This is a genomic window from Pseudomonas sp. K5002, from assembly GCF_013386655.1.
In the GTDB taxonomy this organism is placed as follows: Bacteria; Pseudomonadota; Gammaproteobacteria; order Pseudomonadales; family Pseudomonadaceae; genus Aquipseudomonas.
In genome coordinates this window covers 1-14,747 of record NZ_JACARK010000057.1, presented here as the reverse complement: position 1 = coordinate 14,747, position 14,747 = coordinate 1, and the positions used below count along the sequence as shown (strand labels likewise).

The following is a 14,747-nucleotide window of genomic DNA, read 5'->3' as shown; positions in this document are numbered from 1 at the left end:
CGCGATGGGTCGCCGAGCATGTCGGGCTTCTGCGCCACGTCCACCATCAGGCGGCCCTGGGCGCCGAGGGTCGGCAGGGTCTTCACCAGGCTGTTGGCCAGCGGATAGTTGCGGGCTTCGGCGGCGAGCTTGGCGCGGTCCCAGATTTTCTGTTCGGTCAGTTGGCCGTCGGCGGCCCACTGGCCAAAGGTGGCATCACAGGCAGCAGGCTGGGATTTACCGGTCAGCCACAGCTTCTCGGTGGTTTTATAGCCTTCGGCTTTTTGGTTGTGGGTCAGCTGGAATTGGCCATGGAGGCAGTCCAGTTCGACGAAATTGAGTTTGGCGTCGTAGTACTTTTCAAAGGTTTGCCAGTCGCCACGGTCGGCCAGCCAGCGCAACCAGCGCAGTTTCATCCAGTTGGCCTGGGGCAGGTCGCCGTTCTTGGCGAGGAATTGTTCGATCTCCTCGTTGCTGGCGGTTTTCAGCCGCGCGGTCAGCTCGTCGTAGGCGAGGTACGGCGTCAACGGGTAGTCGGCCAGGGCCTGGCTGTATTGGAAATACGGGCCGCTGTCGCCTTTGGCGAGGGCTCGTTTGGCTTCATCGTAATATTGACGTTGGGTGGTGAGGTCCACGGCCTGGGCGGATTGAACGGCGGTGGCAGAAAGAAGCAGACAAGATAAAAAGCTGAAAAGGCGACTGCGCATGAGACGTCCGTGCAGAGGAATCTGGACTAGTGCCGACGTCGCCGACACTGATTGCCCCTAGCTTAGCCTTTTGCCCGCAACCGGTGAAAGCTTTGCCGGTCGCTTCGTTCAAGTTCATCTGAAATGTCCAACAGAACGTGTCAGCGGCGAAAATGCCGGCCGCCTCGAGCCCTAAGTCAGGTAGAATGCGCGCCCAGTTTTTGGAGAAGCGTATGACCCTGCTCAAATTCAGCGATGTGTCCCTTGCTTTCGGCGCTATGCCGTTGTTGGACAAGGTGTCCTGGCAGATCGCCCGTGGTGAGCGGGTGTGCATCATCGGCCGCAATGGCACCGGCAAGTCCAGCATGATGAAGCTGGTAAAAGGCGACCAGAAGCCCGATGACGGCTCTGTCTGGCGCGCCCCGGGCCTCAAGATTGGCGAATTGCCGCAAGAATTGCCGGTGGCCGACGGACGGACAGTGTTCGACGTGGTTGCCGAAGGCCTCGACGGCGTGGGCGCACTGCTCGCCGAATACCATCACCTGGCGCAGAACTGCGTCACCGAAGCCGACCTGGACAAGCTGATGCACGTCCAGCAAGACCTCGAAGCCCGCGACGGCTGGCGCTTGCAGCAATTGGTCGACAGCACCCTGAGTCGCCTGCAACTGCCCGCCGACAAGACCCTCGCCGAATTGTCCGGCGGCTGGCGTCGCCGCGTCCTGCTGGCCCAGGCCCTGGTTTCCGAGCCGGATCTGTTGCTGCTCGACGAACCGACCAACCACCTGGACATCGGCGCAATCGCCTGGCTTGAAGAAGCCCTCAAGGATTTCCAGGGCGCCGTGCTGTTCATCACGCACGACCGTTCCTTCCTGCAGAACCTGGCAACCCGCATCCTCGAACTGGACCGTGGCGGCCTGATCGACTGGAACGGCGACTACGCCAGTTTCCTGGTGCACAAGGAAGCCGCGCTGTCTGCGGAAGAAACCGCCAATGCCCTGTTCGATAAGAAGCTGGCCCAGGAAGAAGTCTGGATCCGCCAGGGCATCAAGGCCCGCCGCACCCGTAACGAAGGCCGCGTACGTGCCCTGAAAGCCCTGCGTGTCGAGCGCAGCGAGCGCCGTGAACGCACCGGCAAGGCCAATATCCAGCTGGACACCGCCGACAAGTCGGGCAAGCAAGTGATGGTCCTGGAAAACGTCAGCTTCCATCACCCGGACGGCCCGTTCCTGATCAAGGACTTCTCCATGGTCCTGCAGCGCGGCGACCGTATCGGCCTGCTCGGCGCCAACGGTACCGGCAAGACCACCTTGCTCAAGCTGATGCTCAACGGCCTGCAACCCACCAGCGGTACCGTGGAAGAGGGCACGCGCATCGACGTGGCCTACTTCGACCAGTTGCGCCACCAGTTGGACCTGGAAAAAACCGTGATCGACAACGTCGCCGAAGGTCGCGACTTTATCGACATCGACGGCCAGAGCCGCCACGTGCTGAGCTACCTGGGCGACTTCCTGTTCAGCCCGCAGCGTGCACGTACGCCGGTCAAGGCCTTGTCCGGTGGTGAGCGTGCTCGCCTGCTGCTGGCCAAGTTGTTCAGCAAGCCAGCCAACCTGCTGGTACTCGACGAACCGACCAACGACCTCGACGTGGAAACCCTGGAACTGCTGGAAGAGGTCCTGCTGACCTTCAATGGCACCGTGCTGATGGTCAGTCACGACCGGGCATTCCTTGACAACGTGGTCACCAGCACCCTGGTCTTCGAAGGTGAAGGCAAGGTGCGTGAATACGTCGGTGGTTATCAGGACTGGCTGCGCCAGGGCGGCTCGCCGCGCCTGCTGGGCGTGACCGAGAGCAAGTCCGGCAAGGCTGACTTGACCTCGGCCGTGGTTGCTCCAGTGGCTGCTGCTCCGGCACCAGCCCAGGAAGCACCTGCTGCGAAGAAGAAGCTCAGCTACAAGCTGCAACGTGAGCTGGAAGCACTGCCGGGTGATATCGACGCCAAGGAACAGCAGATTGCTGCCGTTGAAGCTGAAATGGCTGACGCGGGTTTCTACCTGCGTCCAGCTGCAGAAACCGCCAAGGTGATTGCATCCCTCGAGCAGCTTAACAGCGAGCTTGAAGCCCTGGTTGAACGCTGGGCCGAGCTGGATGCCTGAGTGATTCAAGCGCAATAAAAAACCCGGCGCTCATTTGTATGAGCGCCGGGTTTTTTGTATGAAACGCGGTTCAGATGTGGGAGCGGGCTTGCTCGCGAAAGCGGTGTGTCAGTCCATATATTTATCGACTGATCCACCGCTTTCGCGAGCAAGCCCGCTCCCACACAAGCCCGCTCCCACATTGGATTGCCGTTGGTCTTACGAGCTCTTGACCAGTTTCACGGCCAGCACATCGCAAGGTGCGCCGTGCAGCACGTCATTGGCGGTGGAGCCCAGCAGCAAGGCCAGGCCGTGACGGCCGTGGCTGCCGACCACGATCAGATCGCAACCTTGCTCCTTGGCCAGGTGGTGGATTTCCTGGCGCGGCTGGCCGTAGGTCAGGTGGCTCTGGTCTTTTTTCAGGGCAGGGTATTTGTTGATCAGCCGGTCAAGGCGTTCCTTGGCCTGGTCGAACTGCTGCTGTTGCAGTTGGGAAAGGTCCATCGGCACATCGCCGCCAAAGGCCATGGCCATCGGTTCGACGATATGCACCAGGGACAGCTTCACCGAGTCGCCTGCAAGGCCTACGGCCCGCTTGATCACGGGGTCGCATTCTTCGGTCAGGTCCACGGCGACCAGAATATGTTCGTAGGGCATGAGGAGTCCTCCAAGGGAAAGCGATAAGTTCAGTATGGCTGGTTTCAAGCGGATGGGGTTGCGTCAGGTCAAATCCGCTCATCAAGAAATTCGGGAGTACACATATGACGGTCTGGATAGTGGTGTCAATCCTTGCGCTGGTTTTAAGCCCCCTGGCGTGGCTGCGTCCTTCGCGCCATTCGAGCGGGCGCATGGCTTTGCGCATGGAGGCGCGGCGCATTGGCCTGGCCATGCAACTGACGCCCCAGGAATGGCCACACTGGCTCAAGCACGAGCCGCCAAGCCCGTGTGCCCAGTATCACCGGCCACGGCGTGGCACCACGCGGGTGACCTGGAGTTACTGGCAGTTGGAGCCAGGGGTTTGGGTCAATCAGTGGCAGGAAACCTGCGTCGATGAAAAGTTGTTGCCACATTTTGCGACGCTGCCGGCAAACGTCTACAAAGTCGAAGCCGACAAGCAAATGATCACCCTGTACTGGGGCGAGAAGGGCGAGTTGAGCGTGTTGCAGGACATTGACGCAGTGCTCAAGGCGCTGGCCTGAGATTCCTGCGGGCATTAAAAAGCCCGAAAGCATCATCGGGCTGGAGTTGGCCAGGCAGGCCGGTAATTCGTTTTACGTGCCGCTAGCCTAGCCGCATATTCGGTTCTGTACAGCCCTTTAAATCAAAATTCACATTATTGATTTCGCGAATGATTAAACATTGGCGGGGCGATGCCGGCTGCCCCGGGTTCTGAAATGACTGAAAAGTCGCGTTTTTGCGGCCCTTTCGAGCGATTGACAATTCTTCGGATTTGGCTGAAGGTGACGTACCCAAATCAAACGGGCGTATGAATTGAGCGTTTGTCTTTCAGACCGTTCGTACAGAATCCCGACTATCGCGTTGGCGGGTGTGCCTGGCAACTTGGCGTTAGCATCGACGGTAACGTCAGTGCCTACGCTGAATCCTGCGTCCGACGTGTACTGTTCAGCTTCCATATCGTGGAGATCAGTTGATGATTTACGAAGGTAAAGCCATCACGGTTAAGGCTCTTGAAAGTGGCATCGTCGAATTGAAATTCGACCTCAAGGGTGAGTCCGTCAACAAGTTCAACCGTCTAACCCTGAATGAATTGCGTCAGGCCGTAGACACCATCAAAGCAGATGCTTCGGTCAAGGGCGTGATCGTCTCCAGCGGCAAGGACGTGTTCATCGTCGGCGCTGACATCACCGAATTCGTCGACAACTTCAAGCTGCCCGATGCCGAGCTTGTGGCTGGCAACCTCGAAGCCAACAAGATTTTCAGCGATTTCGAAGACCTCAACGTGCCGACCGTTGCCGCGATCAATGGCATCGCCCTGGGCGGCGGTCTGGAAATGTGCCTGGCCGCCGACTTCCGCGTGATGTCTGCCACCGCGAAAATCGGCCTGCCGGAAGTCAAGCTGGGCATCTACCCAGGCTTCGGCGGTACCGTGCGCCTGCCGCGCATCATCGGTGCCGACAATGCCATCGAGTGGATTGCCGCCGGCAAGGAAAACCGTGCTGAAGACGCGCTGAAAGTCGGCGCCGTGGATGCTGTGGTGGCTCCCGACAAGCTGGCAGAAGCCGCGCTGAACCTGATCAAGGGCGCCATCAGCGGCGAATTTGACTACAAGGCCAAGCGTCAGCCAAAGCTGGAAAAACTCAAGCTCAACGCCATCGAACAGATGATGTCGTTCGAAACCGCCAAGGGTTTCGTGGCTGGCCAGGCCGGCCCGAACTACCCGGCGCCGGTTGAAGCGATCAAGACCATCCAGAAGGCCGCGAACTTCGGTCGCGACAAAGCCCTGGAAGTCGAAGCCGCTGGTTTCGTCAAACTGGCCAAGACCTCTGCCGCGCAGAGCTTGATCGGTCTGTTCCTGAACGATCAGGAACTGAAGAAAAAGGCCAAGGCCTACGACGAAATCGCTCGCGACGTGAAACAGGCTGCCGTACTCGGCGCCGGTATCATGGGCGGCGGTATCGCCTATCAGTCGGCGTCCAAAGGCACGCCGATCCTGATGAAAGACATCAACGAGCACGGCATCGAGCAGGGTCTGGCAGAAGCCGCGAAGCTGCTGGTAGGCCGCGTTGATAAAGGCCGCATGACTGCAGCGAAAATGGCTGAAGTGCTTAACGGCATTCGTCCGACCCTGTCCTACGGTGATTTCGGCCACGTCGACCTGGTGGTCGAAGCGGTTGTCGAGAACCCGAAGGTCAAGCAGGCGGTACTGGCTGAAGTTGAAGCCCAGGTGAAAGAAGACACGATCCTGGCGTCCAACACCTCGACCATTTCCATCACCTTGCTGGCCAAGGCGCTCAAGCGTCCGGAAAACTTCGTCGGCATGCACTTCTTCAACCCGGTGCACATGATGCCGCTGGTGGAAGTGATCCGTGGCGAGAAGTCCAGCGAGCTGGCCGTTGCCACCACCGTTGCCTACGCCAAGAAAATGGGCAAGAACCCGATCGTCGTCAATGACTGCCCGGGCTTCCTGGTCAACCGCGTACTGTTTCCGTACTTCGGCGGTTTCGCCAAGCTGGTCAGCGCCGGTGTGGACTTCGTGCGCATCGACAAGGTCATGGAAAAATTCGGCTGGCCAATGGGCCCGGCGTACCTGATGGACGTGGTCGGCATCGACACCGGCCACCACGGTCGCGACGTAATGGCTGAAGGCTTCCCGGACCGCATGAAAGACGACCGCCGCTCGGCGATCGACGCGCTCTACGAAGCCAAGCGCCTGGGCCAGAAGAATGGCAAGGGCTTCTACGCCTACGAGACCGACAAGAAGGGCAAGCAGAAGAAAGTGGCCGACCCATCGGTTCACGAAGTACTCGCGCCGGTCATCTACGAACAGCGTGAAGTGTCCGACGAGGACATCGTCAACTGGATGATGATCGCCCTGTGCCTGGAAACCGTGCGTTGCCTGGAAGACGGCATCGTTGAAACCGCAGCCGAGGCCGACATGGGCCTGGTCTACGGTATTGGTTTCCCTCCATTCCGTGGTGGTGCGCTGCGTTACATCGATTCCATCGGTGTGGCCGAGTTCGTTGCCCTGGCTGATCAATACGCTGATCTGGGCCCGCTGTACCACCCGACTGCGAAGCTGCGCGAGATGGCCAAGAACGGCCAGAGCTTCTTCGGTTAAGTGCCCAGACGACTAGAGCGAGAATATTTATGAGCTTGAATCCAAGAGACGTCGTGATTGTCGACTTCGGTCGTACTCCGATGGGCCGCTCCAAGGGCGGCATGCACCGCAACACCCGTGCCGAAGACATGTCGGCGCACCTGATCAGCAAATTGCTGGAACGCAACGTCAAGGTCGACCCGAACGAAGTCGAAGACGTGATCTGGGGCTGCGTCAACCAGACCCTGGAGCAGGGCTGGAACATCGCCCGCATGGCTTCCTTGATGACGCAGATCCCGCACACCGCTGCCGGCCAGACCGTCAGCCGCCTGTGTGGCTCGTCCATGAGCGCGCTGCACACCGCTGCCCAAGCGATCATGACCGGTAACGGTGATGTGTTCGTGGTCGGCGGCGTGGAGCACATGGGCCACGTCAGCATGATGCACGGTGTGGATCCGAACCCGCACATGTCCCTGTACGCGGCGAAAGCCTCGGGCATGATGGGCCTCACCGCTGAAATGCTCGGCAAAATGCACGGCATTACCCGCGAAGCCCAGGATGCATTCGGCCTGCGTTCCCACCAGTTGGCCCACAAGGCAACCGTGGAAGGCAAGTTCAAGGATGAAATCATCCCGATGAACGGCTACGACGAGAACGGTTTCCTGAAACTGTTCGACTACGACGAAACCATTCGTCCGGACACCACCCTGGAAAGCCTGGCGGCCCTGAAGCCGGCCTTCAATCCAAAGGGCGGCACCGTGACAGCCGGTACTTCGTCGCAGATCACTGACGGTGCTTCGTGCATGATCGTGATGTCGGCCCAGCGTGCCCAGGACCTGGGTATCCAGCCGATGGCCGTGATTCGTTCGATGGCAGTCGCAGGTGTGGACCCGGCAATCATGGGCTATGGTCCAGTACCGGCCACACAAAAAGCATTGAAGCGCGCAGGCCTGACTATCTCCGACATCGACTTCTTCGAGCTCAACGAAGCTTTCGCCGCACAGGCCCTGCCAGTGCTGAAAGATTTGAAAGTGCTCGACAAGATGAACGAGAAGGTTAACCTGCACGGCGGCGCGATTGCCTTGGGTCACCCGTTTGGGTGTTCCGGCGCTCGTATCTCCGGCACGTTGCTTAACGTGATGAAGCAAAATGGCGGCAACCTTGGGGTTGCAACCATGTGCATTGGCCTCGGCCAAGGCATCTCCACCGTCTTCGAACGTATCTAAACGTTTCGTTGACGGAAGCCGGGGCCCAGTGCCCCGGTTTTTGTTTTTTGGAATTTTTTATATTTTTTTTTAACAAATTTTGTAAGAGGGCCAGAGCATGAAAGTCGAACCAGGGCTCTACCAGCATTATAAAGGTCCGCAGTACCGCGTTTTTAATGTGGCGCGGCATTCCGAGACCGAAGAGGAAGTGGTGTTCTACCAAGCACTGTATGGCGATTACGGCTTTTGGGTGCGTCCCTTGAGCATGTTCCTTGAGACCGTCGAAGTTGACGGCGAACAGGTCCCGCGCTTTGCTTTGATCCAGGCCGAAGCCAGCCTTTTTTCCGCGCAATAAAGGCAGGCCGCGCAGAATGCTGCGCTTGACCTCACCTTGTTGCCACTATATATAGCGTTGCCGCGTCAGGCGCCAACCGCCTTTCACTTCTCGAATTCAGGAATTTTCCGATCCATGGGCAAATCGCTGGTCATTGTGGAATCCCCGGCTAAGGCCAAGACCATCAACAAGTACTTGGGTAACGAGTACGTGGTGAAGTCGAGTATCGGCCATATCCGAGACCTGCCCACCAGCGGTTCGGCTAGCGCCAGCAAGGAGCCTGCCGCCAAGCGCGGCAAGGCGGCTGCGGGCGAAGGTCCGGTGCTCACGCCTAAAGAGAAAGCGCGCAAGCAGCTGGTCTCGCGCATGGGTGTCGATCCCGATCATGGCTGGAAAGCCAAGTACGAGATCCTCCCGGGCAAGGAAAAGGTCATCGAAGAGCTGCGCCGGCTCGCCAAGGATGCTGACACCATCTATCTCGCAACCGACTTGGACCGCGAAGGGGAGGCTATTGCCTGGCACCTGCGGGAAGCCATCGGGGGTGACGACAGCCGCTACAAGCGCGTGGTGTTCAACGAAATTACCAAGAAGGCGATCCAGGAAGCCTTCTCCAAGCCGGGCGAACTGGACATTGACCGCGTCAATGCCCAACAGGCGCGTCGCTTCCTCGACCGTGTCGTGGGTTACATGGTCTCGCCGCTGCTGTGGGCGAAAATCGCCCGTGGCCTGTCCGCCGGCCGTGTGCAATCGGTTGCGGTAAAGCTGGTGGTGGAGCGTGAACGCGAGATTCGTGCGTTCAACCCCGAAGAATACTGGGAAGTGCACGCTGACCTGGGCACCGCCAAGGGCAACAACGTGCGCTTTGAAGTGGCCCGCGAGAAAGGCGAGGCCTTCAAGCCGCTCAACGAAGCCCAGGCCATGGCCGCGCTGGAGAAGCTCAAGGCTTCCAGCTACAGCATCGTCAAGCGTGAAGACAAGCCCACCAGCAGCAAGCCGTCGGCGCCGTTCATCACCTCCACCCTGCAACAGGCCGCGAGCAACCGCCTGGGCTTCGGGGTGAAGAAGACCATGATGATGGCCCAGCGCCTGTATGAAGCGGGCTACATCACGTATATGCGTACCGACTCCACCAACCTGTCGCAAGACGCGGTGGCGATGGCGCGTACTTATATTGAAAGCGAATTCGGCAAGAAGTACCTGCCGGAGAAGCCGAACGTCTATAGCAGCAAGGAAGGCGCACAAGAGGCTCACGAAGCGATTCGTCCCTCCGACGCCAACACCGAGCCAAGCAAGCTGAGCGGCATGGAGCGCGACGCTGAGCGCCTCTACGAGCTGATCTGGCGCCAGTTCCTGGCTTGCCAGATGCTGCCGGCGCAATACCTGTCGACGACTGTCAGCGTGGGTGCTGGTGACTTCGAGCTGCGCGCCAAGGGCCGTATCCTCAAGTTCGACGGTTACACCCGCGTGATGCCGCAAATCGCCAAGCCGGGCGACGACGATGTACTGCCGGACATGGCACAGGGCGATGTGTTGAAGCTGATCAAGCTCGACCCGTCCCAGCACTTCACCAAGCCGCCGGCGCGTTACTCGGAAGCCAGCCTGGTCAAGGAGATGGAAAAGCGCGGTATCGGTCGTCCTTCGACCTATGCGGCGATCATCTCCACCATCCAGGACCGCGGCTACGTGGCCTTGCACAACCGTCGTTTCTACTCGGAAAAGATGGGCGACATCGTCACCGAGCGCCTGTCCGAGAGCTTCTCCAACCTGATGGACTACGGCTTCACCGCCGGCATGGAAGAGAATCTCGATGACGTGGCCCAGGGCGAACGCGACTGGAAAAACGTGCTCGACGAGTTCTACGGCGACTTCAAGAAGAAACTCGAAGTGGCTGAAAGTGCCGAGAACGGCATGCGGGCCAACCAGCCGGTGATGACGGACATTCCGTGCCTCACTTGCGGCCGCCCGATGCAGATTCGTACGGCGTCCACTGGTGTGTTCCTCGGTTGCTCGGGTTACAGCCTGCCGCCGAAAGAGCGCTGCAAGGCCACCGTCAACCTGGTGCCGGGCGATGAAATCGCGGCCGATGACGAGGGTGAATCCGAGTCGCTGGTATTGCGTGGCAAGCACCGTTGCCCGATCTGCAGCACGGCAATGGATGCCTACCTGCTGGACGAGAAGCACAAGCTGCACATCTGCGGTAACAACCCGGATTGCAACGGCTACGAGATCGAAGAAGGCACTTACCGCATCAAGGGCTACGAAGGCCCGAGCCTGGAATGCGACAAGTGCGGCAGCGAGATGCAGCTCAAGACCGGCCGTTTCGGCAAGTTCTTCGGTTGCACCAACCCGACGTGCAAGAACACCCGCAAACTGCTGAAAAGCGGTGACGCGGCGCCGCCGAAGATGGACCCGGTGAAGATGCCTGAGCTCAAGTGCGAGAAGGTCAACGACACCTACATCCTGCGTGATGGTGCTTCGGGGCTGTTCCTGGCTGCCAGCCAGTTCCCGAAAAACCGTGAGACCCGTGCACCGCTGGTGATGGAGATCGTGCCCCACAAGGACGAGATCGATCCGAAGTACCACTTCCTCTGCGAAGCGCCGAAGAAGGACCCGGACGGTCGCCCGTCCGTAATCCGCTACAGCCGCAAGACCAAGGAGCAGTACGTGCAGACCGAAGTGGAAGGCAAGCCTACCGGCTGGAAAGCGTTCTACGACGGTGGCAAGTGGAAGGTCGAGGACAAGCGCCAGGGCGCTTGATACGATCAGCTACATGCACAAAGGCCGCCTTGATAGGCGGCCTTTTTTTTGCGCTTGCAGTGGCCTTGGCTGATCCGTGACACTGTTCAGCCAGCATCACGCCTTATTCGTTGTGGAGACTGCCTTCATGGCCAACGAACTCTATACCCGTACCAACCAGAAAATTTACTTCGCGGGTTTGTCCCTGGAAGCCCTTGGCCGTGCCGAGGAAGGAAAGGAGATGAACGCTATCGCGCTGGTACAGGCCGGGCGTGAAGCCGCGCTGTTCCACCTCTATGGCGCCTTGCTTGGCTTATGCCATGAGATCGCCGGGTTCTACCGTCTGCCGCAGGCCGGCTCGCCGCGTGCGGAAATGATCATCCACCGGGATGTGCTGGAGTCCATGGCCATCCCGGAGTTGGCCGAACTGGTGGAGATGGCGCAAAGCCCGGACAGTTGGCTGGCGCGCTTGCTGGTAGCCCACGCGGAGATGTTCCAACCGCCACGGGTGAAGCACACGCCCAAAGGCGATGTGACCCAGCCGCTGATCGTGGCCGTAAGCCTGGACGAAGAAGGACCCGAGCCGTTGAGCCGGGAAGAGCTGGAAAGCTGGCGGCAGGAGCTGAAGAAGTTGGCCATTCGGTTTCGGGATGGATTGAACGAGTGCTGAAGGCTTCTCGCTGACAACTACCGCTTTGTGGCGAGGGAGCTTGCTCCCGCTGGGTTGCGAAGCAGCCCCAAGGCTTTTCAGGCCTGGCAGTGTCAGCTGTCGGAGGGCCGCGGCTCAGCCCAATGCGGGCAAGCCCGCTCGCCACAAGACTGATATAATGCCGGCCTTTCGTGGAGAACAGACTTTTATGCCAACGTCCTTTCTGGAAATTGTTGAGTTGCCCGACGGCCGAATCGAGCTGCGCCGGGCTGAGGACGAGGGTTCTCTGGTGATCTTGGATTTTTCCGAGGACGCAAAAGCGTTCCTGCAGGGCCAGCACGTGGAAGTGGCAAAAGCCATGTTGAGCGTAGGTGTGCAGATGGCGGGGCGCCTGGCTGAAGGCGAACCGGAAAAGGAAGACGGCCCGCGGATTCTTCACTGAGTCCGTCTGTCGACTTTTTTACAGGCTTCAATTGTGCAGATCGGCTTCTCAATTCTGAAGAAGCCTCGCGTCATGGCGGATCCTGACAGCTGTCAGTTACCCGCGTATCGTTTTATCCCAACCGAATGTTCAAGCTTTGCGCATCACCTGTGCGGGCGGCGCTGATCAGTTGCTGCCTGGCCGCCGTGGTCAGCGGGTTCAGCCAGCTGACCACCGTATGGCTACGGCCCAGGCGCAAGGCTTCGCAGGTCAACTGCTGGGCGCTTTGAGCACCACGGGGTTGCAGCAACAGGATGCGTTCGCGGTTCAGGCCGGCATCCCGCAACCAGGCCTGGGTCAGGCTGGACGGCGGGGCGATCAGCGTCAGCCAGCGGGCGTCCTGTTCCTCGCTCAGTTCGCGAAGGATCGGCGCCAACAGGCTCAGGCAGTTCCCGGCAGCACCGCGCAACGACAGTTCACTGAACGCCTCGGGTTCGGCGCTCCAGGGCGCTTCGACCACTTCCTTGAGGATGGGCGCAAGGGGCTGGGCCATAAAGGCCTCAAACAGCGACAGTTGAGTGTGTTGTGGGGTCTGTAGGAACTGCATGATGCCTCCGTTAGCGGCGAATAACGCCGACGCTCAAGCCTTCAATCACCAGGTCCTGATCCTTCAGGTTCACTTCAATCGGCGCGAATTCGGGGTTCTCGGCCAGGAGCCAGACCTTGCTGCCTTCGCGCTTGAAGCGTTTGACCGTCACTTCATCGCCGATACGGGCGACGACGATCTGGCCATTGCGGGCTTCACGTGTGGTGTGGACGGCCAGCAGGTCGCCGTCGAAAATGCCCACGTCCTTCATGCTCATGCCATGGACCCGCAACAGGTAGTCGGCACGGGGATGGAAGAAGGTCGGGTTGATGTTGCAGGATTCCTCGACGTGCTGTTGCGCCAGGATCGGCGCACCGGCTGCGACGCGGCCGATGATCGGCAGTGTCGACTCGTCGGCCTTGGCTTCGAAGCCAGGGATGCGAATACCGCGTGAAGCACCCGGGGTCATCTCGATCGCGCCTTTGCGGGCGAGGGCCTTGAGGTGTTCTTCAGCGGCGTTGGGTGACTTGAATCCCAGTTCCAGCGCAATTTCCGCCCGGGTCGGCGGGTAGCCGTTGTCATCGAGGCAGCGCTTGATAAAAGCCAGAATCTCAGCTTGGCGTGGCGTCAGTTTTAGCATGTTGATCGCTCTGTCTTTTTATACAGTGACTGGGATTATATACAGTGGACTGCGCTTGGCAATCACCGTTTTCAGTCACTCCGCTGGACGGTCATTTATCACCTGTCCTACACACTGGAGACAGCGCTGCCTACAGACCTTGGCGAATGTGATTAAATGGCCATGAAATAGCTGACCGGCCAGCCGCAAACCGACCTGCAGGCTTGACAAGACATAGCTTGAAACGTATGTTTCAAACAAGTGTTTGTCAGGCGGAGTAGCCATGGCCCAGTCGGAAACCGTTGAACGCATTCTCGATGCTGCCGAGCAGTTGTTCGCGGAAAAAGGATTTGCTGAAACTTCATTGCGGCTGATTACCAGCAAGGCCGGGGTCAACCTGGCGGCAGTGAACTACCATTTCGGCTCCAAGAAGGCGCTGATCCAGGCCGTGTTCTCACGTTTCCTGGGGCCTTTCTGCATCAGCCTCGACCGTGAGCTGGAGCGTCGCCAGGCCAAGCCTGAAAACAAGCCAAGCCTGGAAGACCTGCTGGAGATCCTCGTCGAACAAGCCCTGGTGGTTCAGCCACGCAGCGGCAACGACCTGTCGATCTTCATGCGCCTGTTGGGCCTGGCGTTCAGCCAGAGCCAGGGCCACCTGCGCCGCTACCTTGAAGACATGTACGGCAAGGTGTTCCGCCGCTATATGTTGCTGGTCAACGAAGCCGCCCCGCGTATCCCGCCAATCGAACTGTTCTGGCGCGTGCACTTCATGCTCGGTGCCGCGGCATTCAGCATGTCCGGGATCAAGGCACTGCGTGCGATTGCCGAGACCGACTTCGGCGTCAACACCTCCATCGAGCAGGTCATGCGCCTGATGGTGCCGTTTCTCGCCGCCGGCATGCGTGCCGAAACCGGCGTCACCGACCAGGCCATGGCCGCCGCCCAATTGCGCCCGCGCAGCAAGTCAGTACCGGTCCCGGCCAAGGTTTAACCCCTCCCGGGTGTGCGCGGCCGCTTGCATCCGCTAAGCTAGCCGCCCATGCCGATTTCAGCTATTTATCCACAGCCCGTTGCGCTCGCTGAGCGTCCGTCTCCAGATTCAATCCTGGCGATGCGATCTCGCGGGGCTTCGGGCTGCGTGCGTTATTTAAGGAAGCTATATGACCCAAGCCCTGCAAGGCTCTTTGATGGTGGACGTTGCCGGCACCTGGCTGACGGCTGAGGATCGCCACTTGTTGCGTCAGCCCGAGGTGGGCGGCCTGATCATTTTTGCACGCAATATCGAGCATCCTCGGCAGGTGCGTGAATTGAGCGCGGCGATTCGCGCCGTGCGCCCGGACCTGTTGCTGGCGGTCGATCAGGAAGGCGGCCGAGTGCAACGCTTGCGTCAGGGGTTTGTGCGTCTGCCGGCGATGCGTGCCTTGGCCGACAACCCGAATGCGGAGCAACTGGCCGAGCAGTGCGGTTGGATCATGGCAACCGAAGTGCTGGCGGTTGGCCTGGACCTGAGCTTCGCCCCGGTGCTGGACCTCGATTACCAACGCAGCGCCGTCGTGGGCACTCGCGCCTTCGAAGGCGATCCCGAGCGCGCCGCCGTGCTCGCGGGCGCCTTCATCCGTGGT

General features: G+C 59.7%; 13 protein-coding genes and 1 pseudogene. 10 read left to right on the top strand and 4 right to left on the bottom strand.

Annotation, left to right across the window (positions count from 1 at the left end; all coding sequences use genetic code 11):
* Positions 1-686: pseudogene (locus HX846_RS03835) on the bottom strand (lytic murein transglycosylase); the annotation flags it as partial.
* A 212-nt stretch (positions 687-898) separates the two neighbouring features.
* Between HX846_RS03835 and HX846_RS03830 the strand changes: the two are divergent.
* Positions 899-2,818 carry an ATP-binding cassette domain-containing protein gene (locus HX846_RS03830; RefSeq protein ID WP_003218986.1) on the top strand — a complete coding sequence of 640 codons (1,920 nt, stop codon included), beginning with the start codon at positions 899-901 and terminating at the stop codon, positions 2,816-2,818.
* Between the two features lie 198 nt (positions 2,819-3,016).
* Here HX846_RS03830 and HX846_RS03825 read toward each other — a convergent pair whose 3' ends face one another.
* Entirely contained in the window at positions 3,017-3,454 is a 438-nt protein-coding gene (locus HX846_RS03825; protein ID WP_003218985.1) for a universal stress protein, read from the bottom strand.
* Between the two features lie 104 nt (positions 3,455-3,558).
* On the opposite strand from HX846_RS03825, the gene HX846_RS03820 reads away from it, so the two are divergent.
* From HX846_RS03820 to HX846_RS03790, 7 genes are all read left to right on the top strand, one after another.
* Positions 3,559-3,996, top strand: a complete 438-nt coding sequence (locus HX846_RS03820; protein WP_003218981.1) for a hypothetical protein — start codon at positions 3,559-3,561, stop codon at positions 3,994-3,996.
* A gap of 452 nt (positions 3,997-4,448) precedes the next feature.
* A complete protein-coding gene (gene fadB, locus HX846_RS03815; protein WP_003218979.1) occupies positions 4,449-6,596 on the top strand; it encodes a fatty acid oxidation complex subunit alpha FadB in 2,148 nt (715 codons plus the stop codon).
* A 29-nt stretch (positions 6,597-6,625) separates the two neighbouring features.
* Complete coding sequence (gene fadA, locus HX846_RS03810; protein ID WP_003218978.1) at positions 6,626-7,801, top strand: acetyl-CoA C-acyltransferase FadA; 1,176 nt, start codon at positions 6,626-6,628, stop codon at positions 7,799-7,801.
* 97 nt (positions 7,802-7,898) lie between these two features.
* A complete protein-coding gene (locus tag HX846_RS03805) occupies positions 7,899-8,135 on the top strand; it encodes a DUF1653 domain-containing protein (RefSeq protein ID WP_178964995.1) in 237 nt (78 codons plus the stop codon).
* Between the two features lie 114 nt (positions 8,136-8,249).
* Entirely contained in the window at positions 8,250-10,871 is a 2,622-nt protein-coding gene (topA, locus tag HX846_RS03800) for a type I DNA topoisomerase (RefSeq protein ID WP_003218973.1), read from the top strand.
* 127 nt (positions 10,872-10,998) lie between these two features.
* Positions 10,999-11,520 carry a DUF6586 family protein gene (locus HX846_RS03795; RefSeq protein WP_003218971.1) on the top strand — a complete coding sequence of 174 codons (522 nt, stop codon included), beginning with the start codon at positions 10,999-11,001 and terminating at the stop codon, positions 11,518-11,520.
* Positions 11,521-11,707: 187 nt separating this feature from the next.
* Positions 11,708-11,941 (top strand): hypothetical protein, encoded by a 234-nt coding sequence (locus HX846_RS03790; RefSeq protein ID WP_003218969.1) that lies wholly within the window; start codon positions 11,708-11,710, stop codon positions 11,939-11,941.
* 112 nt (positions 11,942-12,053) lie between these two features.
* Here HX846_RS03790 and sulA read toward each other — a convergent pair whose 3' ends face one another.
* Both sulA and lexA read right to left on the bottom strand, forming a co-directional pair.
* A complete protein-coding gene (gene sulA / locus HX846_RS03785; RefSeq protein WP_003218967.1) occupies positions 12,054-12,527 on the bottom strand; it encodes an SOS-induced cell division inhibitor SulA in 474 nt (157 codons plus the stop codon).
* A 10-nt stretch (positions 12,528-12,537) separates the two neighbouring features.
* Positions 12,538-13,146, bottom strand: a complete 609-nt coding sequence (lexA, locus tag HX846_RS03780; protein WP_003172575.1) for a transcriptional repressor LexA — start codon at positions 13,144-13,146, stop codon at positions 12,538-12,540.
* Positions 13,147-13,408: 262 nt separating this feature from the next.
* Between lexA and psrA the strand changes: the two genes are divergently transcribed.
* On the top strand, positions 13,409-14,116 hold the full coding sequence (gene psrA / locus HX846_RS03775) for a transcriptional regulator PsrA (RefSeq protein ID WP_003218964.1): 708 nt from the start codon (positions 13,409-13,411) through the stop codon (positions 14,114-14,116).
* Positions 14,117-14,297: 181 nt separating this feature from the next.
* Positions 14,298-14,747: beta-N-acetylhexosaminidase (gene nagZ, locus HX846_RS03770; RefSeq protein WP_178964996.1), on the top strand; the 450-nt coding region annotated here is incomplete at its 3' end.

Bases quoted from the DNA above. Each gene is read 5' to 3' on its own strand.
- fadB (WP_003218979.1), top strand. From the start codon at position 4,449: ATGATTTACGAAGGTAAAGCCATCACGGTTAAGGCTCTTGAAAGTGGC.
- psrA (WP_003218964.1), top strand. From the start codon at position 13,409: ATGGCCCAGTCGGAAACCGTTGAACGCATTCTCGATGCTGCCGAGCAG.
- HX846_RS03830 (WP_003218986.1), top strand. From the start codon at position 899: ATGACCCTGCTCAAATTCAGCGATGTGTCCCTTGCTTTCGGCGCTATG.
- HX846_RS03790 (WP_003218969.1), top strand. From the start codon at position 11,708: ATGCCAACGTCCTTTCTGGAAATTGTTGAGTTGCCCGACGGCCGAATC.
- HX846_RS03820 (WP_003218981.1), top strand. From the start codon at position 3,559: ATGACGGTCTGGATAGTGGTGTCAATCCTTGCGCTGGTTTTAAGCCCC.
- topA (WP_003218973.1), top strand. From the start codon at position 8,250: ATGGGCAAATCGCTGGTCATTGTGGAATCCCCGGCTAAGGCCAAGACC.
- lexA (WP_003172575.1), bottom strand. From the start codon at position 13,146: ATGCTAAAACTGACGCCACGCCAAGCTGAGATTCTGGCTTTTATCAAG.
- HX846_RS03825 (WP_003218985.1), bottom strand. From the start codon at position 3,454: ATGCCCTACGAACATATTCTGGTCGCCGTGGACCTGACCGAAGAATGC.
- fadA (WP_003218978.1), top strand. From the start codon at position 6,626: ATGAGCTTGAATCCAAGAGACGTCGTGATTGTCGACTTCGGTCGTACT.
- HX846_RS03795 (WP_003218971.1), top strand. From the start codon at position 10,999: ATGGCCAACGAACTCTATACCCGTACCAACCAGAAAATTTACTTCGCG.
- HX846_RS03805 (WP_178964995.1), top strand. From the start codon at position 7,899: ATGAAAGTCGAACCAGGGCTCTACCAGCATTATAAAGGTCCGCAGTAC.
- sulA (WP_003218967.1), bottom strand. From the start codon at position 12,527: ATGCAGTTCCTACAGACCCCACAACACACTCAACTGTCGCTGTTTGAG.